Origin of the sequence: Paraniabella hibiscisoli, assembly GCF_022512515.1 — a bacterium.
In the GTDB taxonomy this organism is placed as follows: Bacteria; Bacteroidota; Bacteroidia; order Chitinophagales; family Chitinophagaceae; genus Niabella; species Niabella hibiscisoli.
Map to the genome: position 1 here is coordinate 4310604 of NZ_JAKWBK010000001.1, position 24006 is coordinate 4334609.

The 24006-nt window shown below is 42.7% G+C and carries 25 protein-coding genes; 18 read left to right on the forward strand and 7 right to left on the reverse strand.

Going from position 1 to position 24006, the window contains the following annotated elements:
* Position 1 precedes the first annotated feature (1 nt).
* The 6 genes from MKP07_RS26475 (at position 2) to MKP07_RS26500 (ending at position 7220) form a co-directional block, all read left to right on the forward strand.
* Positions 2-406, forward strand: coding sequence for a glycoside hydrolase family 97 C-terminal domain-containing protein (locus tag MKP07_RS26475; RefSeq protein WP_240850254.1), 405 nt, complete (start codon positions 2-4; stop codon positions 404-406).
* A 76-nt stretch (positions 407-482) separates the two neighbouring features.
* Entirely contained in the window at positions 483-2210 is a 1728-nt protein-coding gene (locus tag MKP07_RS26480) for a glycoside hydrolase family 88 protein (RefSeq protein ID WP_240850255.1), read from the forward strand.
* A 37-nt stretch (positions 2211-2247) separates the two neighbouring features.
* Complete coding sequence (locus MKP07_RS26485; RefSeq protein WP_240850256.1) at positions 2248-2613, forward strand: hypothetical protein; 366 nt, start codon at positions 2248-2250, stop codon at positions 2611-2613.
* 17 nt (positions 2614-2630) lie between these two features.
* Complete coding sequence (locus tag MKP07_RS26490; protein WP_240850257.1) at positions 2631-3239, forward strand: hypothetical protein; 609 nt, start codon at positions 2631-2633, stop codon at positions 3237-3239.
* A gap of 28 nt (positions 3240-3267) precedes the next feature.
* Positions 3268-5547, forward strand: coding sequence for an FAD-dependent oxidoreductase (locus MKP07_RS26495; RefSeq protein WP_240850258.1), 2280 nt, complete (start codon positions 3268-3270; stop codon positions 5545-5547).
* A gap of 212 nt (positions 5548-5759) precedes the next feature.
* Complete coding sequence (locus tag MKP07_RS26500) at positions 5760-7220, forward strand: sodium:solute symporter family transporter (protein WP_240850259.1); 1461 nt, start codon at positions 5760-5762, stop codon at positions 7218-7220.
* Positions 7221-7532: 312 nt separating this feature from the next.
* Here the strand turns inward: MKP07_RS26500 and MKP07_RS26505 are convergent, their stop codons facing one another.
* Entirely contained in the window at positions 7533-7976 is a 444-nt protein-coding gene (locus MKP07_RS26505) for an SRPBCC family protein (protein ID WP_240850260.1), read from the reverse strand.
* Positions 7977-8108: 132 nt separating this feature from the next.
* Complete coding sequence (locus MKP07_RS26510) at positions 8109-9101, reverse strand: GlxA family transcriptional regulator (RefSeq protein WP_240850261.1); 993 nt, start codon at positions 9099-9101, stop codon at positions 8109-8111.
* Between the two features lie 119 nt (positions 9102-9220).
* Between MKP07_RS26510 and MKP07_RS26515 the strand changes: the two genes are divergently transcribed.
* The 3 genes from MKP07_RS26515 (at position 9221) to MKP07_RS26525 (ending at position 12473) form a co-directional block, all read left to right on the forward strand.
* Positions 9221-9691, forward strand: coding sequence for an SRPBCC family protein (locus MKP07_RS26515; RefSeq protein ID WP_240850262.1), 471 nt, complete (start codon positions 9221-9223; stop codon positions 9689-9691).
* 857 nt (positions 9692-10548) lie between these two features.
* The gene (locus tag MKP07_RS26520) at positions 10549-11382 is read left to right on the forward strand and encodes a sensor histidine kinase (RefSeq protein WP_240850263.1); all 834 of its coding nucleotides are present in this window, start codon (positions 10549-10551) and stop codon (positions 11380-11382) included.
* A 734-nt stretch (positions 11383-12116) separates the two neighbouring features.
* A complete protein-coding gene (locus tag MKP07_RS26525; RefSeq protein ID WP_240850264.1) occupies positions 12117-12473 on the forward strand; it encodes a response regulator transcription factor in 357 nt (118 codons plus the stop codon).
* A 309-nt stretch (positions 12474-12782) separates the two neighbouring features.
* On the opposite strand, the gene MKP07_RS26530 is transcribed toward MKP07_RS26525, so the two are convergent.
* From MKP07_RS26530 to MKP07_RS26540, 3 genes are all read right to left on the reverse strand, one after another.
* Positions 12783-13121, reverse strand: a complete 339-nt coding sequence (locus MKP07_RS26530; RefSeq protein ID WP_240850265.1) for a response regulator — start codon at positions 13119-13121, stop codon at positions 12783-12785.
* Positions 13122-13509: 388 nt separating this feature from the next.
* The gene (locus MKP07_RS26535; RefSeq protein ID WP_240850266.1) at positions 13510-13740 is read right to left on the reverse strand and encodes a hypothetical protein; all 231 of its coding nucleotides are present in this window, start codon (positions 13738-13740) and stop codon (positions 13510-13512) included.
* A gap of 28 nt (positions 13741-13768) precedes the next feature.
* Positions 13769-14059 (reverse strand): hypothetical protein, encoded by a 291-nt coding sequence (locus MKP07_RS26540; protein WP_240850267.1) that lies wholly within the window; start codon positions 14057-14059, stop codon positions 13769-13771.
* A 196-nt stretch (positions 14060-14255) separates the two neighbouring features.
* Here MKP07_RS26540 and MKP07_RS26545 point away from each other — a divergent pair, with 196 nt between their 5' ends.
* Entirely contained in the window at positions 14256-14963 is a 708-nt protein-coding gene (locus tag MKP07_RS26545) for a Crp/Fnr family transcriptional regulator (RefSeq protein WP_240850268.1), read from the forward strand.
* An 899-nt stretch (positions 14964-15862) separates the two neighbouring features.
* The gene (locus MKP07_RS26550; protein ID WP_240850269.1) at positions 15863-16510 is read left to right on the forward strand and encodes a TetR/AcrR family transcriptional regulator; all 648 of its coding nucleotides are present in this window, start codon (positions 15863-15865) and stop codon (positions 16508-16510) included.
* Positions 16511-16841: 331 nt separating this feature from the next.
* Here the strand turns inward: MKP07_RS26550 and MKP07_RS26555 are convergent, their stop codons facing one another.
* Entirely contained in the window at positions 16842-17336 is a 495-nt protein-coding gene (locus MKP07_RS26555; RefSeq protein WP_240850270.1) for a hypothetical protein, read from the reverse strand.
* 725 nt (positions 17337-18061) lie between these two features.
* On the opposite strand from MKP07_RS26555, the gene MKP07_RS26560 reads away from it, so the two are divergent.
* A complete protein-coding gene (locus MKP07_RS26560; protein WP_240850271.1) occupies positions 18062-19339 on the forward strand; it encodes a ComEC/Rec2 family competence protein in 1278 nt (425 codons plus the stop codon).
* A gap of 331 nt (positions 19340-19670) precedes the next feature.
* Here the strand turns inward: MKP07_RS26560 and MKP07_RS26565 are convergent, their stop codons facing one another.
* On the reverse strand, positions 19671-20117 hold the full coding sequence (locus tag MKP07_RS26565) for a GNAT family N-acetyltransferase (RefSeq protein ID WP_240850272.1): 447 nt from the start codon (positions 20115-20117) through the stop codon (positions 19671-19673).
* Positions 20118-20542: 425 nt separating this feature from the next.
* Here MKP07_RS26565 and MKP07_RS26570 point away from each other — a divergent pair, with 425 nt between their 5' ends.
* The 6 genes from MKP07_RS26570 (at position 20543) to MKP07_RS26595 (ending at position 23985) form a co-directional block, all read left to right on the forward strand.
* Positions 20543-21610: a ligand-binding sensor domain-containing protein gene (locus MKP07_RS26570; protein WP_240850273.1), complete on the forward strand. Its 1068-nt coding sequence runs from the start codon at positions 20543-20545 to the stop codon at positions 21608-21610.
* A 17-nt stretch (positions 21611-21627) separates the two neighbouring features.
* Entirely contained in the window at positions 21628-21879 is a 252-nt protein-coding gene (locus tag MKP07_RS26575; RefSeq protein ID WP_240850274.1) for a two-component regulator propeller domain-containing protein, read from the forward strand.
* A complete protein-coding gene (locus tag MKP07_RS26580) occupies positions 21876-22937 on the forward strand; it encodes a ligand-binding sensor domain-containing protein (protein ID WP_240850275.1) in 1062 nt (353 codons plus the stop codon). Before MKP07_RS26575 ends, MKP07_RS26580 begins: the two co-directional genes overlap by 4 nt.
* 225 nt (positions 22938-23162) lie before the next feature.
* Positions 23163-23456, forward strand: coding sequence for a hypothetical protein (locus tag MKP07_RS26585; RefSeq protein ID WP_240850276.1), 294 nt, complete (start codon positions 23163-23165; stop codon positions 23454-23456).
* On the forward strand, positions 23393-23818 hold the full coding sequence (locus MKP07_RS26590) for a sensor histidine kinase (protein ID WP_240851086.1): 426 nt from the start codon (positions 23393-23395) through the stop codon (positions 23816-23818). Before MKP07_RS26585 ends, MKP07_RS26590 begins: the two co-directional genes overlap by 64 nt.
* 29 nt (positions 23819-23847) lie before the next feature.
* Positions 23848-23985 (forward strand): response regulator, encoded by a 138-nt coding sequence (locus MKP07_RS26595; RefSeq protein WP_240850277.1) that lies wholly within the window; start codon positions 23848-23850, stop codon positions 23983-23985.
* The last annotated feature ends 21 nt before the right edge of the window (positions 23986-24006 follow it).

Here is a 24006-nt window from a genome sequence, read left to right on the forward strand (position 1 = left end):
GTTGCTCAACGATCCATTGTATAAACCCATTATACCGCTGATCAGAGATTTGCCTGTTACATGGGATAGTACCATTGTGCTTCCGCAGAGCAAGATGGGCAGCTGCGCTATTATAGCGAAGAAGCACGGACGCGATTGGTATGTGGCAGCCATCAATGGCGGGAATAAAGAACTGAAGATCCAATTGGACGTATCTTTTATCCGGCAAGTGCCAAAATATAAAGCCACTCTTATAACTGATTATGACAATGGCTTCAAAACTTCAAATTTCTCTTCAGAGCAGTTGAAAACAATGAAGGTTACACTTGCTCCGCAAGGTGGCTTTGTAATGTGTTTAACACCTGCTGGTGTGCAGCCTTCCGCGCATAATATCAATGCAACAAAACATAAAATTTCAAATCCGTAGTCTTATTACAATGAAGCCAATCGTTAGTCTATTTTTTGTTTTTGTTTACTGGTTTGTAATACCGGCATCGGCACAATTGAAGGTCGCAAAAAATGGCCGCATAACCCTGTCATCTGCTGGAAAATCGTATGAGTTTTCTCCTGACTTTATAGTATTGTATAGTCCGGTTGATCCTGTACTGGCATTGAAGCCAGCAGGAATACCTAAGGTCGCGTATAATATACCCACCTGGAAAACTATGGGCAATACTAATTCAGATTATGTACAACAACAAGTGAGTGAGTCGGTTGCAGGCGATGGATTTGATGATAAGATATTGAGAAGTAAAAAGGAGAACAGAACGGCTAATATTTATCATTCGGGCGCTGCCAGTTTTTTAGTGGCTAATAAGGTCATTGAAACGCAAGACTCTGTACTGCTGTTATTTCCCGAACAGCCATTGTTTACGCTTAAAGCCTGGATTAAGAAAGATATGGGTACTGATGTTCAGCTTCATTTTGTGTTGACCCCAAAAAATGATGGTTTTTACAGTGTAGGCTACACTGGTGCACCATCCTTTGATAAGGACAAGGCAGCAGAACTATGGCAGCCATTAATATGGACGGAGAAAAGAGCTCCCCGGCAGCCTTATATGACGCCCTCTTTTATGGCAACACTTCCCACAACTCTGGTGAACGACGGATCTAATTCGATTGGTGTAATGGCAGATCCAAAATACCTGCCTTTTCAGCCATTGCCTCTTTTAGAAAATAGTCAGTTTGGTATTGCATTGCTTAATAACAAAATGCAGCTACAACCCCAAGTATTTGCTCCCATTCTGGGTGGGGTTAACTCGCAGATGACGGCAGGTAAGGTCTTTTCCTTCTCTGTAAGCCTTATTGTTAAACCTCTTGATATTACCGGTACTTATGAGCATTTAGCCAGAAAAGATATGGGGTTTCGGGACTACCGCACCAATGCTACTGTATCCATGAATACCACATTGGACAATTTGATTGATTATTCAAAAACTCACTACGCATGGTTTATCGATAGCTTAAAAGGTTTTGCTTATTCAACGGATGTACCAGGTGCGGTAAAGAATGTTTCAAGTCTCAACCCAATGGAACTGGCTTTGGTGCGGGATGACAAAGAAATGTTTGAGAAAAGAGCTTACCCGTTAATGGAGTTTATGTTGTCGAGAGAGAAGTTTTTATTTACACTTGATAGTGCTCAGAAAATACAATCGCCTTCCAGGAAGTTAAAAGGCCCTATTGCGCCTTTATCTGAGTTGCAGGTATTGTATAATATCTTTGGTAAGGCGAATTCCTTTTATCCCCTGATGGCGGAGAAAGAATTCGGGAGTGCGCGAGTGCGAAACCTTGACGAGAAGCAAAAAGGACACAATTGGATCAATGCGATGTTCATGTTTAAACTAACATCCGATTCTTCCTACTTAAAGCTAAGCAAAGAATTAGCGGATATATACCTTAAAGAACGGGTTGATAAAAGAATAGAACAGTTTGGTGACCCGATGGTTAGCGCTAACTTTTTCTGGCCTACGTTTACCAACAACTGGTCTGCATTGCTGGAACTATATGAATTAACGGGTGAACAGCGTTATCTTAATGCGGCACACGACGGTGCCCGGCATTACACTTTATTCACCTGGATGGTGCCACAGATTCCGGATAGCCTGGTTACTGTGAACAAAGGAGGCAAGGCGCCTATGTATTGGTACCTTAAATCAAAAGGCCATCGCCAGATGTATTATCGAAGAAAAAGTACCTGCATGGCGTCTGTCAGAAGTAGGTCTTACACCTGAATCTTCAGGTACATCAACGGGGCACAGGGGCATATTTATGTCGAACTATGCGCCCTGGTTATTGCGAATAGGATATTACACCAAGGATAGTTTTTTGATGAATGTAGCAAAAGCTGCTATAGTTGGCCGATCGGAAAGTTTTCCCGGCTATCATATCAACACAGCGAGAACAACCGCTTATGAGAAAGTAGATTTTCCCCTTCATGAGCATAAAGATCAAAGCGTGAATTCCTTTCACTATAATCATATATTGCCAATGGCTTCGATGTTTATCGATTACCTGGTTTCCGATGCTTTTGTAAAAAGCAATGGGCAGATCGATTTTCCGAGTGAGTACATCGAAGGATATGCCTATCTGCAAAATAAATTCTATGGAGCCGCAAAAGGGATGTTTTTTCGCTGAAAGAGGCGCAACTATGGATGCCATCCCGGCTTTTAAGGACGGATGATATTGCGCTAAATTATATCAGTGCCAAAAAGGGAGACACTTTACTGCTTGCCTTTTTGAACCAGTCTTTAAAGCCCGTTACCTCAAAAGTTAGGGTTAATCCTTCCTGGGTGACATTCTCAAAACAAGCCAGTGTGCAGTTATTATCACCTTCAGGCAAGGTGCAGTCCTTAAAGGATAGTGCTTTTCAAATTGTAGTACCTGCCGCGGGTATGACAGCTGTCGCTATTTCAGGCGCCGGTATTCCGAAGGGGTTCCAGGATCAAATACTTGCAACGCAGGATGACAGCGGTAATGACTATGCGATGATTCCGGAAGGGGATACAAAGGCATTACTTTTTAAACTGGGTGCTTATAGCCGCCGCTTATATGTTTTTATGCAGGAAGATGATAGTAAGTGGAAATCCGTAAAACTGGTATACCAGGTAAATGGAAAGCAAAAGCAAGAATTGGTAAAAGGAGAATATCCGTTTGAGTTTACGATACCGGTGGACGCGAATAAGCCGGTTCGCTTTAAACTGGAGCTAACTGGTCGTGACGGGAAACTGGTGCATTCACAAGAAATAGAATTAGGCAGATAAGCCTTAATAAAAAGATAAAGAAAAAATAATGATACGTAAAGAGGTAGAAAAGAGGAGAAGCCTGAAAGTAGAAGAAGAGCGTGCGGACCTTGCCATTATCGGTGGCGGTATGTCGGGTGTGTGTGCCGCTATAACAGCTGCCCGGCAGGGCCTGAAAGTGTTACTGGTGCAGGATAGGCCTGTGTTAGGTGGCAATGCTTCCAGTGAGGTACGTCTGTGGATATTAGGAGCCACCTCACACATGGGTAATAATAACCGGTGGAGCAGGGAAGGAGGTGTGATAGATGAAATACTGGTTGAAAACACTTACAGAAATCCTGAAGGCAACCCGGTGATACTCGACATGATCCTGTTGGATAAAGTGATGCAGGAAACCAATATCCGGTTGTTACTCAATACAGCTGTATATGAGGTTATGAAAGTAACCGACGATAAGATCAAAAGCGTAAAGGCTTTTTGTAGCCAGAACTCAACCGAATACCTGATCAATGCGCCTTTGTTTTGTGATGCCTCAGGCGACGGTATATTGGGTTTTCTGGCGGGAGCCGCCTTCCGCATGGGAGCAGAAAGCCGGGAGGAATTTAATGAGCCGATGGCGCCTGATCTGAGCTACGGAGAGTTGCTCGGCCACTCTCTATATTTTTATACTAAAGATACCGGCAAACCGGTGCATTTTTCTGCTCCCTCTTTTGCAATGGATGTACAGGCTAACGTGCCAAGATATAAAAGCTTTAATGCCAAAGAACATGGTTGTAAGTTGTGGTGGGTGGAATATGGCGGCCGCCTAGATACTGTTCATGATACTGAAAAAATAAAATGGGAACTATGGAAGGTGATTTACGGAGTGTGGGATTATATTAAAAACTCAGGCAGCTTTCCTGAGGCGGCCAACTATACGTTAGAATGGGTGGGCATGATCCCTGGAAAAAGAGAGAGCCGCAGGTTTGAAGGTGATTATATTTTGTCGCAAGCCGATCTTATTGAACAGCGCACCCACCCCGATGCAGTTGCTTACGGTGGTTGGTCTATCGATCTGCATCCTGCAGACGGCGTCTTTAGCGACCGTTCGCCCTGTAATCAATGGCATAGCAAAGGTGTTTTCCAGATACCTTATCGTTCTTTATATAGTCGTAATATTAGTAACCTCTTTTTAGCGGGACGTATTATTAGTGTAAGCCATGTAGCTTTTGGCGCTACCCGCGTAATGGCCACCTGCGGCTATGTTGCCCAGGTAATTGCGGTAGCGGCGGCACTTTGCCTGAAATATAATAAAATGCCCGCTGCCTTATACAACGATGGTTTCATAACCGAGTTGCAGGCAGGTTTGATGCGTGCCGGACAATTTATCCCGGGCATGCAGTTACACGATGCCGATGACCTGGTACAGCATTGCAATATCACGGCCAGTTCTGGGTTAAGTTTTACTGGGTTCAGCGAAGAAGGGTACATGCTCAAGACCTTATCGGTGTCGGCAGGACAAATGTTACCCCTGACTGCCGGGAAAGTACCGGTATCGAAGCTGCTGGTACATGCTTTTGAAAAGACGACTTTAAAAGCTGAATTAAGAATCAGCAGTCGCTATGGTTCTTTTACTCCTGATGTAATATTAAAGCACCTGGATATTGCCATAGACCAGGGAGCTCACTACATCGAACTCGACTTTGAGGTAACAATCGATAAAGATCAGTATGTTTTTATTTGTTTCCTCACTAATGAACAATTGCAACTGGCCTATTCTCCTCAACGGATAACCGGCCTGTTATCGGTATTTAATGGTACCAATAAAGCAGTTTCCAATAATGGAAAACAGGAGGCTCCTGAAGGCTCGGCTGTAGATAGCTTTGAATTCTGGTGCCCTCAAAGACGACCCGAAGGACATAACCTGGCTTTACAACTGGATACGGTTATACCTTTTAAAGCAGCCTATGTCAGCAATGGTATTAATCGCCCCACGATACAACCGAATGCCTGGGTGGCAGACTTTTCAGATACAAAGCCTGCTATACAATTGGCCTGGGAGCAGCCTCAGCCGATCAAAAAGATGCAGCTTGTTTTTGATACCGATACTGACCATCCAATGGAATCGGTTTTGATGACACACCCCGAAACTGTGATGCCGTTCTGCGTAAGAAATTACTATATTGAAGATGATAAAGGAAACAGGGTTTATCAAAAGAGTGATAACTTCCATACCATTAATAACATCATCTTTAATGAACCTGTTATTACTGAAAAGCTTAAACTTGTGGTAGAGCATCCATCGAAGCAGGTAGCTGCATCTATCTTTTCTATAAGATGTTACTCATAAATATTAAATAATGACCGATACAATTGTAGTTATAGTATTTTCCGTTTTTATCCTGCTGGTAGGAATCAGCTTTTCTAAGACAGGCAGAAACCTCAAATCCTTCTTCGCTGGGGGAGAATCGGTGCCCTGGTTTATAGGTGGGCTTTCTTTGTTTATGAGCTTTTTTCGGCAGGTACTTTTGTAGCATGGGGAGCAATTGCTTATCAACATGGATGGGTAGCCGTCACTATTCAATGGACCATGTGCATTGGCGCCTGATCACCGGCCTTTACCTGGCCCCCAAATGGAAAGCGACGGGTAACCTTACGGCTGCTGAATTTATTAAAGCAAGGCTGGGTAATAAAGTGCAGAAAATTTATATCTACATATTTACTATTGTATCGGTGTTCATCAAAGGTTCGGTGTTATATTCCGTATCAAAACTGGTGTCAGCATCGTTAGACTATCCGTTGGTACCTGTTACCATAATACTGGGTGTATTAATGATTTCTTACACTGCAGTAGGCGGCCTTTGGGCGGTAATGGTAACTGATATCTTACAGTTCGTGGTACTTACGGCTGCTGTGATCATTATTCTTCCACTGGTATTTACCGAAGTAGGAGGGTTGGATAGCTTTCTATCCAAAGCGCCCGAAGGTTTTTTTAATTTAACCAATGGAGATTACACCTGGGGCTTCATTTTTGCATTTGCTATTTACCATATATTTTATATTGGCGGCAACTGGACCTTTGTACAGCGGTATACCAGTGTGGATACACCCAAAAGCGCTTCTAAAGTAGCTTACCTTTTTGCAGGCTTGTATATATTGAGCCCTATATTATGGATGTTGCCTCCCATGACCTACCAGGTCATTCACCCCGGTTTAACCGGTGTAGATGCAGAGAATGCTTATATAATGGTATGCAAACAGGTATTGCCGGCAGGCTTACTGGGCCTGATGCTAACGGGTATGTATTTTTCTACCTCAGCTTCTGCTAATACAGCACTTAACGTGGTGTCAGCTGTATTTACTAATGATATATACAAAGGATCGATTAATCCACAGGCTAATGATAAGAAGCTGATGTTTGTTGCCCGGGCTTCCTCCTGGTTCTTCGGATTGTTTATGATATTGATAGCACTGGGTGTGCCATACATTGGCGGTATTGTAGAGTTTACATTAAGTGTAGGCGCTATAACCGGAGGTCCGTTGTTACTGCCACCTATCTGGTCTTTATTCTCCAAAAGGCTTACGGGCAAGGCTACCATTTACATAACAACAGTATCGCTGGCAGTAAATCTTTTATTTAAAATGATTATACCTTTTACTAATGGCTATAAGCTATCCAGGGCCAACGAAATGTTGTTAGGGGTATTGCTGCCATTAATAATGTTAGTGATTTATGAGCTGTGGGTGAAAAAGAAAATTACCACCAGCGCGGACTATAACGACTACCTGAAGTATAAATCAGAAAAGAAAGCTGCTGCCGTGGATATAGACGAAGAGGAAAAGCTGGCTATCAAAAAACAGAATGTATTTGGTTTAAAGATGATCAGCTTCTCTCTGGTTTTTATGGCTGTACTATTGTTGATCTTATCATTTATTACATCAAAAGGCGGAGCTTTAGTTGCTGGTATTGCGGTTGCTATAATGCTGGGAGCTATTATACCCTGGCGGGCATCAAGGAGCTAAGATCTTTATACTTTTGGTGGATTTCTTTTCGCTGTTGACAAGTAAGATAATTGCTTAGCGGAATAGTGTTTATGAAAGTTTAAGCTGGTAGTTGTAAGTGGGCTTCATATAAAAAGCGCGCCTTAGTATTATCTTGCAAGAATTGAGGACTCAGCCTATCCACACCGTCGAGGAGCATTTCATTACATTTAGCAGCCATGAATAATGTATTTCGAAAAGTTTTATAGGTAAGTAGAGATTTTCTTTGAAATATGCTATTGAAACAAAAGCCACATTACTGTAGCTTTCATATGGTAAATTGAACCGGATCGCCTAATTGATTTCATCAATCTTCACGTCCCTCGGATTAGGCGATCCTTTAAGTTTTTCAATCAGGTCTTTTAAGCTCATCAGGAATATAGCCCACTTGGTGCTGCAGTGGTGCATGAACTCCGTTGCTTCTTTCCAGCCTTCATGCTTAAATAAAATAACCACGTAGTCATCGACTTGTTTTAGTTCCCACCGAATGACCGAACCGATCCATTGTGGTTCCCCGGCTACCACTTCCCACTCAACCAGGTTTTGGGTAACGGTTTTTACCCGCATGTCAAAACCACCGGCCATAAACCGGAAAGCGATGATGCCTTCCACGGTACCTGGCTCACCGGTGGTGTCTTCTGTCCACCAGCCTCTAAGTCCTTCGAGGGTAGTTAGTGTATGGTGAACTGCTGTAATGTCCCGGGTCTTAACAGCGATACGGTGTAAGATGTCTGCCATAATGATAACTTTAAATTTAGAGTAACTGAATAAAGACAAAATTAATGTATACAGGAAGTAGGACAGGGGCTTAAAATAGACATTTTAAAGGGGTGATTTGGACAGCTCATAGCGCTTGGCTCAGGCTATTAGTTATAGATCACTCTCCTTGTTATATTTACTTTTGTACGCTAGTGGCGACAGTCCTGTTACCTTCCTGAATATCTCGCGGAACGCCTTCATATCTGCATACCCGGTTTCATACATCACTTCGCTGATGGTCTTTCTCGTCGATTCCAGGGCCTTCTTGGCGGATTCTATCTTCACCCGTTGCAGGTATTCCAGAGGTGTATTACCGGTGGCTTTGATAAACCTGCGATCGAAATTTCTTCTGCCTACCGCATACTTCCTGGACAAAGCTTCAAAGGATATCTTTTCGTAATAATTGTCTTCAATATATTGCTGGGCTAACTTTACGACCGGGTCATCATGGGATTTTTGGCCGGCAAAGATCACAAAATCAGATTGCGTGTGGCGGTCAATATCGATCTGGAAGATCTTAGAACAATATACAGCAGTGGCGCGGTCGTAAAATTTTTCCACGAGGTATAAGATCAGGTTTAAAAACGAGTAGCCACCACCATTGGTATAAATCCCGTTTTCATCAGTAATAAGTTTATCGGGTTGCACTTTAACTTTTGGGAAGAGCCGTTTGAAATGAGCAGCAGTGTTCCAGTGTAGCGAGCAATGCCGCTGATCCAGTAGCCCCGTTGAAGCCAGCAGGTAAGCGCCCGTGCACATACACGCCAGTTCCGCTCCCTGTTTATATTGATCATTCATAAAGCGAATAAGAGGTTCATTCTCTTTAGCCAGCCCGTTAAAATCCGGCGCCACCGCCGGTATGATCACCAGGTCTGTGGCTTTAATATCTGTAACCTTACATTGGGGCTGTATCTGTAGCAGCCCTTTGATAAAACTGGATTGCATCGCTACTCCTGCCAGTTGAATATCGAATACCGGTTCATTACCTTTTTCTATTCGATAATTGTTGGCGCCCGAAAAGATATGATAGGCCCCGATAATGCAGGAAATTGTATTAGGACCTGCCTGCATATCCGGTACCAAAATAGTCAGATGCTTGCCCATAAAAATACTTTATCGCAAAGCTAGACCTTTGTTCTGTCCAAAACAACCCCTAACGATGTCTGAATTGCACCACCCTGCAGCCTTTTCCCGTTTTTACCTTTATTTGAAATTTGAAGATTATGAAGCAATCATTCTTATCTGATCCTGCTTTTGCAATCGGGCCGGCCATTCATCATCGACTGCTGATAGAGCAATCGGCCGGGGCCATATACGCAGCACTTACTACACAGGATGGTCTTGCTGGTTGGTGGACGCCACAGACGGTAGCCCTTCCTCAGGTCGGTTCTATATCACGGTTCAGCTTTGGTCCTGATTACTTTAAAGAGATGGAAGTGATGGAACTGGTAGCTTCAAGCCGGGTAAAGTGGCGTTGCCTGAAGGGTTTTGAAGACTGGATCGGTACGGTAATCACTTTTGAGCTGGAGCCTCATCCGAAAGGAACAGTGGTAACGCTGCATCATGAAGGTTGGCTTGTTTACACCAAAGAGTTTGCTTCCTGCAGCTTTGACTGGGCGCTGTTTTTACGAAGTTTAAAGTTCCTTTGTCAAACAGGTAAGGGCTTTCCTTATCCTGACTTCAATAAAGTCTGAAATTTTGCCCGGCTCATCAGTTTTGTAATTTAAAAGAAGTGTTGTCTAACTTTGTCTGGTACTTTCAGCGTTGCTAAAAATGTAAGTTGATCCTATTACTACCTCTAAACCTGGGCTGAAACAGTGCCTTTGATAATTTATAGCCTGGTTACCTTAATGCTTATAAAATAACTTTTGCCCATACTTATCTACTTTTGTGATGAAGATGTATAAGTTTAGATGATCACCTTATGGTTAATTCCGGTTTTATTTCATGTGATAAAACCCGGTCTGCTATTGCAATACAATACTTAATAAGCTGGCCTTGAATATAAGGCGCTCTGCGCGTTACTTTAGGTCGGGGTCGCATTCATTTTCTACCTTTCTAACCATATTTATACGGTTTACTTCATGCTATTTAAGCGGGTATAACTTTCTAGTACCTTGAGGAATTAAATTATGGCATGGTATTATATATACTAATGCAACATTAATGATCAGTGAGGTTCGTATACCAAATGCCGATCTCTGGAAGACCACCAAAGAATCACTTCAGCAATCTTAAGTAAAACACAATGAAGATATTTAAAGAGCGTGTTAGTAGGGCTGACACGAATCCCCGGCAAATTTGCCGGGGAGGGCTTATACCTCCTGTTTCTACAGGAGGTCTTTTTATGGCTTTTGGTTACAGCCGGGAAATGAGGGCCATAAATACCATTCGACCTGCCTGAAATATAGATGGAGAACTGTAATGATTTTAGATAGCACGCAATGTACCGAATGGTATACATTGGGTTTAAACAAATTAGCTGTTATCTTTAATTGAATTTTAGCATCGATCTATCACCGACTTTAAAGAACCGAAATCAAATTAACGTATGAACCAACTTTGGCCAGGCCTGCTAATCGTCTGTATTGTACTGACAATTTTTATAATTTATTTGTACCGGCAATTGAAGCTTGCGCGTAACCGAATCAGGTTATTAGAGGCGCTGGACCAGGAGAAAGATAAACTGTTTACCGTAATCGGCCATGATCTCAATAATTTCGTAGGTATGGGACATGCAGGTTTGCAGTTATACCGGTCAGGAAGTCTGCCGGTGACGGACGGGCAACTGATACTTGATGGGATCGAAGAAAAATTCTACACAACTTCAGTTACGTTGCAAAGTCTTCTAAACTGGGGTAAATCAGTTTTCAAAGGGGTTGCCATCCGGCAAACAGCCTTCGATGCTGCTGCATTAATTAGTGCAGAGCTGGACCTGGCCAAGACCACTATAAAAAATAAGGATCTGGGAGTAGAAAACACCCTGGCCTCAAATCTCGTTGTATACGCAGATCCGGATCATGTTAAATTTATTATTCGTAACCTGCTCTCAAATGCTATAAAATTTTCCCGTGGAGGCGGAGCCATTGCACTAGGTGGTTCGGTGACGACCCAGAAGGATTTTGCTGTGATAGCCGTTAGAGATAGCGGGGTTGGCATGTCAGAGGGACAGCTGAGAAAAGTATTTTATCCTTTCGGATCCAGCACAGAAGGTACAGCTAAAGAGAAGGGTAACGGCATCGGGCTGATGTTATGCAGGGAGTATGCGAGAACTAATGGCGGCGATCTTTGGGCAGAGAGCACTGACGGAATAGGCACTACTTTTTACCTCGCAGTAAAGACATATGATCATAATAGGAAATATCTTCATAGCAGCAATTTATAACTGAGTAAGCTGCTATTGCTTTAATATGATCGGGTAGTGGCCTATTAGTTATTACCCATCAACTATGATCTGTTATCTGTCATCTCTCACCCGTGAGCAATAAAGCATGATCTATAAAAAAGAGGAAGCTTATAAACTTCCTCCTCTTTCGAATCTCATTTTCGGGCAGGGCTTCATACGAAATGTGTAAATCGCGGCCCATGAGACCGGTGTTAGGGCTAATCCTCGGGCTATACCAATTAAGGTGTATACGTTAATTCATTGCTACCTTGGCTTCGCTTTATGCTTCATCAATAAACTTGATCACTTCTGCCAAGGGCAAGTTTCTTCAGGGATAATAATGTTTTAATGTAAATGGTTTCTGGTTTGTTTTCAATCCTATTGGCAGCTACAATTGTGCCAACTTCAACTTTACCCGCAACCTGGAACCGGCACTTTGCTCACTAAATGACTTCTGGTCATAAAACGGTCTCTTAAACAGTGATCCCATTTTTGGAAGAAAGTTTTTAAACGATAGTTCGGCTTTTATTTTCGCAGGTAAGCTCATTATTTGGATAAATCCACTGCGACTCTCCCTCGTTAGATAAAGCATCTTATTGTTGTTTTAAAAAAGCGTCGGTTAAATAGGCCAATTTATTTAGCTGGCATGCGAGTTTGGTCAAATAATTGATAGGCTACTATGACAAAATCGGCTGCTGATAAATAGTGTTATCGACAGCCAATAAATTTGATTAATGCAGCGCAAAAGAATTACGGTGGTAGAAGATGAACCGTCCATCCGGGATATCATGGATATCTTGTTAACGAGTGAGAACTTCGAGGTGACTTTATGTGCAAATGCACGTGAATTCAACGACTCGCTGAAGCGTCCCTTACCCGATCTTTTCATCCTGGACATGATGTTGCCGGATGGGAATGGTATTGACCTTTGCAGGGAACTGAGAGCCAACCTGGAGACCGTTTTGATACCCATAATGGTCATGTCTGCCAATGTGCACGCGCTGCAGGCGCTGGAATGTGGCGCCAACCGTTTCCTGCAAAAGCCATTTGATATACAAATGTTAGTGCAGTATGCAAAAGAGTTAGCGTAAGATACTACGATAAAATGTCAACTCGGTTTGCTTTATCTTAGCTGCAGAAGACATGGATCGATATAACGTATACTTATGTATAACCTGGCTTAACCTGCAACATTAGGCTTGACTAATGGATCAGCCGCTTATTTTAAAATGCCATTGCCGGAAACTGGAATATTGATAGAGCTGCAGTACAAAACAAATGCCATAGCCGACACGGAAAGCTACAGGGTCAAAAAAGCACCGTCTGCAGCGTATACGCAGTTAGCAGCGCACCTTATTTTTCGAGACGGGCGCCTTGCTCTTAATCTGCATTTTTCCTGACTACGTCCACCATATGATCCAGGTCAAAAGGTTTTTGGATATAATCATCTGCCTGGCATTGATCCGCTTTTTGGGTAGATCCATAGAAGTAGAAGTAAGCACTGCCGGCAACTCTTCAGTATCGGGGTCTTTCTTTAAATCCTCGATCACCTTTGTTCCTTTTTTATCCCCCTGGATATGTTCATCCACTACCACTACGTCGGGATCTATCTGGTCAATTTTTTCGAGAGGCTCAGTAGTCAATGAAGGCGTTACTTCAAAACCTTCCTCCTCCAATACCTTATCCATTATATCAAGGATATGATCATTATCCTGGATCAAAACAACTTTCTTTTTCATGCTTGTTAATTTTGAGCATAGCCAGGTTTCAGCCACCTGATTCCGCATATTAAATGTAATCATTTTTACAAATAATTGTATCGCTTCCATCCCGTAAATAAAAAAACTTTGCTTTCAAAGCTCGAGGGATTTTCCATTTTTCGCCAACTGAGTAAGTAAATCGCCCGGTTCAGATTCTGCTACATAATATCCGGGAGGCAGTTCGCATACTTTCGTCGAGTCTTTCCGTAGCTTCAATGTTTTCATAAAAGGAATTGAAAGTAGAAGTGATCATATTGCCTTAGCTCAAGCTGGGTAAAATTGGCCTGCAGGAGACCGACATTGTTCACTATCAGTTTCTTTTATGCCCTTACTGCATGCCGGAGCAAATGTGCTCTTTGCTCCATTCCTAACATGGTAGCCTGAGAAGCATGGCAGGCGGCGGCCAGGCAATATTTACCGACTCCACAACCGATATCCAGTATTCGTATAGTATCATCGCCGGCCAGGAACAGGGTAGCGCTGACACCACCTCCAGCGGCGTACAGTGACAGTTGGCCAGCTCGCTGACCGGGCGGGGATAGAGTCCTTCAAAAGACTCATCTGACTGAAGACAACCTTCTGTTAAATTTGATATCATTTCGCATAGTTATTGATAATCATTCACTTCAGACTTCGCTGTTCCTGTAATAGTCTTCCTGTTGCATTAACTGGTTTCGGTGATCCGGGTCCCAGGGAGTAATAATTGCGATCCATACTTCCTTTTCTGTGTTTGCCAGGACTTCGGCTCCCGTGAGACTATCATTGATCTTCAAAACATATCCATCTACAGGCATATGCATAATGATGTGGTATTCCTTGCTGAAGAGTGTAGCGAGGATTTGGCCCTCTCTTACAAAGCCTCCGGTAGCATGTAACGGTATAATCTTATCAATATGCCGGATCCCGGTGAGTTTCAAACGGCCGATGCGGCGATGGCATAGCTTTCATAAAAATCGACCCAATTGTGATCTCTTGTATACCTGCGCTCTTTAATGTCCATGTACCTGTAACTTTCGGCGCAAAGCTCCAAAGGGTTTATAATATAACAAATGAACCCGGTCAGTTTAAAAACTGACAATTATCAGCTTTAAATTTGGGTACCTTTGCATACAGATGAGTATCCGCCACCTCTTTCCGATTGACAAATTAAACTTTGGCAGGGAGTCTATTCTTTCCGCACTATCAGCAACTGAACTGGAGGCGCTGATGGAGCACCGCAAGGAACAAAGCTTTAAAAAGGGCGAGCAGATCTTCAGGGAAGGATGGTACCCACAGGGCATCTTTTACATCATAGATGGTGTAGTCAAAAAATACAAAGTAAATGACAGCGGGAGGGAGCAGATCTTCTATGTAGCTAACAGGGGAGAGTTGATCGGCTATCACGCTGTCATTTCAGAGGGGTCTTACCCGGATAGTGCTGCGGCCCTGGAGGAAAGCCTGATCGCCTTTATTCCGAAGGAGGATTTTCTAAACGTGCTCAAAAGCGCGCCTGCCTTCAACAACGGACTCTTAAAAAACCTCAGTCATGAATTTAATGTACTGGTTAATAGCCTGAACCTGATAACACAAAAGTCTGTCCGTGAACGTATGGCATTGCAGCTGATCGTACTCAGGGAAAAGTACAAGACTGGGGCAGAGCCAGGTACGACGGTTGCAATCAATATGAGTCGTGAGGATCTGGCCAGCCTGGTAGGTACTGCCACAGAAAACGCCATCCGGATCCTGGCAGAATTTAAAGAAGCAGGCATACTGGAAACCAAAGGTCGAAAGATTCTTATTAACGATATCGCCCGGCTCATTAGGATCGCTGATTACCGGTAACCCTGAAGGCATGAGCGCAGGCTCATTGTGGAAATAGGCGTATTCCCCGCTGCTGTCCATTTTTTTCAAACTTATGGTAGCCATTAGTAAGGGATGATGGAATGATGGTAAAGAGTCTGAAACCTGGAATGTACCAGCAGTAAAAAATGAACTGCACTAAAAGCAACTGTATTATACTTAAATTTTCCAATCTCGAAATTCATTTCACTGATCTCGTAAAATGGCTCCAACCACCTTCTGTTACTTTGTACGTGTTAATCAGAAGGATCAACCTTTTGCCCTAAAATACTAGAATTATGAAGCGGCGGCTTTTTCAGTGGTTCGTAATGATGGCTAGTCTCCCGGTCATTTTAGTTTTTCTATCGCCCAGGCAAGGCTATGTGGTGTCATTGGCGGACGGGCAATAAGTTCCGATAACCGATAACCGGCCTCATCAAAATGTGATCCTGGTATTGCTCCCTTCCGGGAAACAAACTATGTCTCAGATGATAATGGTTACGTCGAATTCAGGAATGCTCCTCATGTTCCTATATAATTATTGTAAAGTAACTGGGTGGGTATCTTGGCTACCCACAACCGGATTTTTGATCTGGTGGGGAAGAATAAAAAAACGACCAACCAATCTTTGACCTGTCAAAAATTGCATGATATGAATTCCCAGATAAAAGAAGGGCCCGGTTCTGGAAAGAACAGGCCGTTGCTAACCTATGAAAAACACCAGGTACAAAGGTACAGTATTTTATGATTCGATGCGATTAACGTCTCATTGATTTTAATCAAAATCAACTACAGTGTATTTTAACGTATACTTATTTGATTTGCAATAGATTATATCTTATTGTTTGGTTTAGCACGGGATAGTTTTCTGAAGTTCATCAGCAGTTATTAATTTGCATGCAATGAAGCGTAAGGAACATAAGGGGAAAGTATACGATAAAGAGCGCACTAAGGCCAGGCTGATTGCGGCAGTAGGTAAGATAGTGGTAAAAGAAGGTTTTCAGCAAATCCGGATCAATAAGGTGGAACGCATATCGAAGGTATCTAAAAAAATGATCTATGAATACTTCGGAGATTTGCAGGGGTTGATCAAAGCCTACCTGAACCAGGTTGATTACTGGAAACTAGAAGAGCAGAAAATGAACAGTGATCCTGGTTCCATAATAGCTCCAATAAATAAGGAATTTATGGCGGCCCTGCTACGCAATGATTTCGAATATCTTTTTAATTCTGTTGAAATGCAGAAGATCATCCTTTGGAGCATTTCCGAAAAAAATAAAACCATCCGTGAGTTAAGCGATGAACGGGAGGCCTTGGGCGAAAGAATCTTTGCAGGTACTGACCAGTTTTTTAATAATACGGAAGTGGATTATAGGGCTATTATTGCCATTCTGGTAGCGGCAACCTATTATACGGTGCTTCATGTGAAAAATAACGGAAGTACGATGTGTGGTATTGATGTGGCGACGACCGAAGGCAAAGCGCGCATCACATCAGCCATGGAACGCCTTCTTCATTTAACCCATCAATATGCCAATGTAAAGGTATAGACCTCCATTTTGGGTAGTAACGCTACTAGTTCGGTTTATAATGCTTCTTTGTTATAAGCAATACAAACCCGGTGTTATCTTTTATGTAAGTTCCCACTGTTTGGTGGATTTTGTATAATATATGCTATCTTTGCCTTCTCGGATTAAAGGGTCATGTCGATCTGTGGATATTCATGAAACTGAGAGGTTAATTACCCACGTGTTGATCACACATATAATCTGAAACCATTGATAAGGCCGTTGCCATCCACATACATACACCTTGTTTTCGCATCTTAATGCAGCCCCGTGTTAATCAGGTAATATGCCAAAAAAATGGTACCTGGCTCTTTCAGGGTATCGAAGTTTTTATGTTGTGATATACCATAAATCCACTGCTACTTTCCATACTTTCACTAACCTTTTTCAAAGCAGTATTCAGGTTGCCCTCAAATACTTCCTGAGGTTTATCGCAGTCATTTGTAAATACAAGTATCCAGCTACCGGCCTGAGCTGTCAACTGTTTCAGCAGTTCAGCAAAGATGTTGTCTCCGGTATACAGATCTGCTGGTTTTAAAAGACCCGCAGCCAGTTCATCATCATCGGGTGTGATAGAAATACATTGCCAGCTTTCGGATCTTATCTCAGCCGGCATCTTATTTATTACAAAGTTCGGTACGGGTCCTTTGGTCAGACTGAAATATTCAAACCTGGCCTGTATGAGATCCTGTGGATATAGTTGCCCGTTTAACCCAAGGACCATTCTTTTAAAACCGAAGCCGGTCAGCGCACAGGCTTCCGGTAAGATAAGGTCGACACAAATTTCCTGCATGAATAAAGAGTTCAATGGCTAAAAATAGAGGTGATGTAATTCATTTCAATAATAGTTATATCACCGAATCAAAGTAGCAAGATATTGAATGATTACATTCCATAAAATGATTTTAATCAGCCTTCCTTAAATAATTTTACTCCAGTACAGCTTTACGGCCATTTGAAAATTTGTTTTGGCTTTTTAGATTTTGTAAAGTGCAAAGCGGATTTTTTCAACTGCGCTGATGGCTTTGATCTTTTGACAACAAGCATGTTTTACTAATTGACAATTATCTGGGCAAATGAGTAAAAGCAGATGGTATCAGGATCAAATCCGAAAACGGAGCATTGGAGCTATGGTTTTCATTTACTAATATTTTAATAACTATCGTTATGCCAGCCATTCGGTAACGTAACATGCAAAGACATTTGGTGTTGATAATTTTGGCAAATGTTTGAGTGGCCATGAATCGTCAGACCCAGCTAAACTCTTGGAGGCAAGGCCTAATACGTTACGAACTCTTTTGCGTATGAAGATTTATACCGGGCTGCCGGATGAGATGGGCGGGTAAAATGATAACGATAAGATAAGTTAGAAGTTACTGCAACCTATTAATTATAACGATCTTTGACAGGTAGTGATTAAGAGTGTAGGCTTGATAATGTTGGCGCTGACCTCCGGAGCTGAAAGACAGGCCAAAAGCAATGCCACGCTGAAGATGACCACGTTCACTTTTTCGTTTATATTAAATCATATTGATGGTAAGGCAGGTAAGAAAGCATCTCTGTATAACCCTTTTTATTTCTTTTATCCTTCTTAGCAGGCGTGCAAATGCTCAGCTTTATAATGGCAGTGGCACTCGAAGCGAGATTGGAAAAGCGCTGGCAAAATGGGAGCAGGGCTACCTGGATATACATGCTATCAACACGGGCAGGGGTGAGTGTACTTTGTTCATCTTTCCGGATGGTACGACGATGATGGTGGATGCAGCTGGTTCCTTAATTTCACCGACAGCCGATATACCTCCACCTGCCCAAAAGCCGGACGGCAGCATATCGCCGGGCACTGCTATTGCTGATTATGTGAAGTTTTTTATTAAAACGGCCAGTAATAAGCTCAACTATATTATGTTGAGCCATTTCGATCCTGATCATATGGGCACGTTTAGTACAAGTTTACCAACGCACTGTTCAGGCGATTTCCGGATGGGAGGTGTAACCGAAGTGGGTGCTGCTATCCGGTTTGATAAGATCATTGATCGTGGTTATCCGTCTTACAACTTTCCTTCCGATTTAAAGTCCGATTCGGGTATCATTGATAATTACATCAAATTTGTTGCTTGGGCAAAGAGCAGCTATCATGCTTCGGCAGAGCAATTTGCTGTTGGGAGAAATGATCAGATCGTTTTAGTACAGCGCCCGCTAGCTTACAAGAATTTTGAAATCAGAAACCTTGTAGCAAACGGTATCGTTTGGAATGGTAATGGCACAGGCGTTACCAATGCATTACCATCCGCTTCAGAATTGGTAGCAGCCAAAGCCTCAGAAAACGTTTATAGTATTGGTTTTGAGCTCTCCTATGGAAAATTCAACTACTTTTCAGGCGGCGATTTACAATACAATGGCCGTTCTACTCACAATTGGAAAGATATAGAATCACCGGTGGCTAATGTGGTTTCAGCAGTTGATGTAATGAAAGCCAATCATCATGGTACTGCCAACTGCAATAGTGAAGCTTTGTTAAAAAAGCTAAACCCGCAAACTGTTGTAATTCATACCTGGCGTGATATACAGCCTAACCCTCAAACTATTGCGAGGATGTATGCAGTGAATAGCAATTGCCGGATTTTCACAACTAATATGACTGAAGCCAACAAGCCCCGACTGGCAACAGATTTAGCGCGGATAAAAGCGCAGCAGGGCCATGTTGTTGTGCGGGTAAAACCAGGTGGTGATAGTTATTCAATCTATGTACTGGATGATAATAACCAGGAGTACAAAGTAACAAAAATGTTTGGCCCCTATCAAAGTATATAATATCAACAGGTATTCCTAAATCAACCTCACTCACTAGGCTGATGCATAAGAACTAAGCCAAACATTATTTTATTCTGGTCGAACATAGAAATTTCTTTTGATGGTTTTACTGCCGGTACAATGTATAAGTGAATGGGCTGCCTATCTCCGGTAAATCTCCCGGAGTACTACTGAAGCAGTCTCTTGCTTTAACTGAAAAGTAAGGATTACATTTAGTGTTGTGCTCCGGTATGCCTTTAAAAATGAAGCTGATATTAAATGATACGGCTGTCAACCAGGTAGTCCGAATCTTCTGCTGTGTAACACAGCTGAAACAATACATCAAACCGCACTATTTCCACCAGTAATAATAATTGTGCAACGCATCATACTGGAACCCACAACGGGGATACAGGGAATTGCCTATATCGTTTGTTTTTTCAGTTTCAAGCATCAGTCCGCAGGCACCTGTTTCTTCACACCATTGCTTACTACGATTAATTAATGCAATAGATAAATTTTTTCCCCTGAAGTCTGGGTGTACGAATAAATCGCTTAAGAGCCATTGTTTTTGTAGTTTGATGTAGTGAAATAGTTTATACAATTGAACAAATCCAACAGGTTTACCAGCTACCACTGCCAGAAAGATGTCTGATTCACTGTTTAGAAATCTATCTTTTAGGAATAACCTGCCTTTTTCGAAATCCGGTTGCTGGCGATAAAAGATACGATACTGGTTAAACAGGTCAGCTGTTTCATCAAGATCCTCCAGCGTTGCTTTTCTGATTTCATAATTCATGCTATATAATTTTGATTGGTAAGTTGTAAAGATACCTTCGGCCTGGGGAAGCGATCTGGTCCAGATCAATCATATCCCGGTGATCCAGCATGTGTGATACTATCGTTGTTATGGTTTGTTAAATATGCTTAAAGCTACATTTGTTTGTAGTGTCCAAACCGGTACAGATGGTCGGCTGAATATTGCCATTAAAACAACAAGCCCATAAGCAACCGCCTCTCTCGTACCAGTACCCGAGTAGAAGCCGAGATGCCAGGCGCCTCAAAGCATGCAGACCGGATTATTGTAAAAAGCCTGTTTTAAAAGTGTGAACAGTTTGTGATACATTTTACGGTTGAAAATGATACAGACACAGCCGGTTAACGTAATATTGCAGCATCGTTTGTCAATAAGTTTTACCGGAGGTTTAAATACTGAATGTGTCAATGAAAAGTTTACATTTGTGGGTGGTGATCTGTTGTTTTTTGATCTCCCATGTTATTTCCGGTCAGCCAATATCAAGCACTACCGAAAACAGATATTTTAGAACTATTTCTGTTGATCAGGGATTATCGCAGAGCACTGTCTTTGTAGTGCAGCAGGATCTTCAGGGTTTTATGTGGATAGGCACACAGGATGGGCTGAATCGCTACGATGGTAAAACCTTTACGATATTCAGGCCCGATAAAAAATATCAACACAGCCTTTTTTCCAATTATATCAGGAGCTTATATACCCATAAGGATGGCATGTTATGGATTGGCGGTAATAAAGGTGTTAGTTGTTACAATTACAAAAAAGAACAATTTGATAACTATCCTTTGACAGTAAAGCCCGGTGAGTGGTTTGTTTCGGGCATTACAGCCGGCCGTGATAATAAGCTATGGGTTGCTGCCAATTCAGGTGAGCTGTATTACTATGATGACGCTTCTAATCGATTTATATCTTTTTCTTACAGGGTTAATGGTACTCCGTTTAATACCATTCAACAGCTACTTTTTATCAACGGCTTTTTATACCTGGCAACGGACAAGGGTGTATATCAACTCGATCTTACTACAAAAACAGCAAAAGCAATTCAACCGGTGCAAATCAATGCACGAATTAACGCGATGTTGCAACAGGGCGATTTATTGTGGATGGGATCTGAAAACGGTGGCTTGTTGTGCCTGAACCTGAAGAATAACCAGGTTGTAAAATATTTGCATCAACCACAGGCAGCAAATAGCCTGATAGATAATGATATCCGTAGCCTGGCCTGGGATCAAACCGGTAATCTTTGGATAGGAACGTTCAGGGGACTTTCGATTTTGGACACACGCACCACAACATTCAGTAATTTTGAGCACCAGTCTAACCGGCATCTCACACTGAGCCAGAATTCTGTACGATGCATTTTTAAAGACCGGCAAAATGGAATGTGGCTGGGAACTTTTTTCGGGGGCTCAATTATTATCATAAAGATGATATTCGCTTCAATATTCTTAGCCAGACCACGGGTAACGTATTGCTAAACGACCAGGTAGTTAATGTGATTAGTGAAGATCCCGCCGGGAAGATCTGGATAGGAACCAATGATAAAGGCGTGAACATCTGGGACAGGAAAGCGAACCAACTCATGTATTTATCTCATACGGAGAACAATCCTAACAGTATCAGCTCGAACAATATCAAGGCAATTGCATTTGATGGGGGAAACGCCCTGGTTGGCACATTCAACGCCGGCCTCAACATAATAGAGAAGAATACAGGTGCTGTAAAAAATACCTGCACGATCCTTTGAATCCTCTTTCAGTGAGCAGCGACATGGTTCACGCTTTGCTTTACGACCGGCAGGGAAGAACCTGGGTGGGCACCCGTTCAGGACTCAATAATTTCGACAGGCAGCAGGGCCGATTTACAAAATTTGAACAGGACCCCGTGGGCAGGCAGTTGAGTTCAGAAGGTATTACCTCACTGCTACAGGATAGAAAAGGGCGGATATGGATAGGTACCATCAATGGTATTAATGCGCTTAGCGCCGATTTGAACCATCTTAAAGTTTTCTCTGGCAATACACTTTCCAATGAACTGGTAAACTGCATTGCAGAAGATCAGCAAGGCCGCATCTGGGCAGGTACAAGAGATGGGTTAAATCTTTTTGATGAGCAGCAGCATCGATTTATTCCTTACACGGGTGCAGATAATTCCATCCAGGGAGCTATATCCGGCATCCAGCCCGATGACCAGGGCAGTGTCTGGGTATCTACCAGCAAAGGCCTGATCAAGCTTTACGACAGCTTCAGGAAATTGCAGGTGTTTAATAATTACACGGGCATGGGTAACATGCAGTTTAGTTTGCCTGCCTTCTGCAAAACTGCAGATGGGTTGGTGCTGTTTGGCGGCATAAACGGCCTCATCTATTTTTATCCCCAGGCTATTCAGTTAAAGCCCTTTGACCTTCGCGTTAGTTTTACCGGCCTTGATATTTTGAATGCACGTGTTGTCCCCGGCAGCAGTTACAATGTACTGGACCAGTCAATTAATAAGGCCAAAAGTTTGCGCCTTTCACATGAGCATAAACAGTTTACGGTATATTTTAGTACGTTCAATTATATCGCCCCGGCAAGTATTCAATATCGTTACCGGTTAAACGGCTTTGACAACGACTGGCAGCTATGCGATAATATTCCCAAAGCAGTGTATACGAACCTGAAGCCGGGTAGCTATACACTGGAAGTTCAGGCTACTGGACCGCTGGGAGAGCAGAGCCCGGTTCGTTCACTGTCTATCAGGGTACAGCCTCCCTGGTGGCGAAGCAACATTTTTATACCGCCCTCATATTGGTATTGGGCGCTTTAGGGTTTATCGCTTATCGCGTTATCAGGGAGCGCGTTAAAGCAAAAGCCGCTTTGAGAAAGGAGCGGAATGACAGGGAAAGGTCAGAGCACCTGAACCAGATGAAAATGGATTTTTCACGAATATCTCGCACGAATTTAAAACACCGCTAACCCTTATTGTGGCGCCACTGGAGGAAATGCTCCATAGTTCGGTTCCGGAGAAAAAGTCAGGAAGTATCACGAGCGTATGCTCAACAATGCCCAACGATTGTATCAACTCGTAGATCAGTCGATGGATTTCAGGAAAACTGAACACGGTTTGAAGAAGCTCGAATTGGCCGAAGGCGATATTGTTGGGTTTATGCGGGATATTTATGCATCCTTCCTGGAACTGTCGAGGCAAAAAATATTAAATACACTTTCAAAGCTAACCGGCCCGATTTTACCTGTTATTTTGATAGGGATGCCATTGAAAAAATATGCAATAATCTTTTATCAAATGCCTTTAAGTATACCCGTCCCGGTGATACGGTGGTATTAGGTTTCGAACAGCAAAATGACCAGATGCTGCTAACGGTAAGCGATACCGGCCTGGGTATTGCATCTGCTGACCATGAACGGGTCTTTGAGCGATTCTACCAGGTGAATTATTCCGACTCCAATTGGGGCTCGGGTGTAGGCCTGGCATTTGCAAAAAGCCTGGCAGAGTTACACCGCGGTACAATAGCTCTTGAAAGTGAGCCTGATAAGGGAACCGTCTTTACTGTCCGGCTACCTGTAACCCACGGTGAGCATGGGAGTGAGGAAATGAACAACAGCCACTACTATAGTTTGTTGGTGGATAATTATGCTGCTCCTGTTACGGATACGGATGATACAGACGAGTATGAGGCGCGGCAATAGCTGCAACTAATTTGCAACACTTGTTGATAGTGGACGACAATGTTCAGATTGTAGATTACCTGGCGGGATATTTTGAGAATCAATTCAGCGTAACCCGGGCGTATGACGGGCAGGAAGCCTTTCAACGGGTAGAAGAGCAGGCGCGGATATTATCATTTGTGATGTAATGATGCCGGGCACTGATGGGA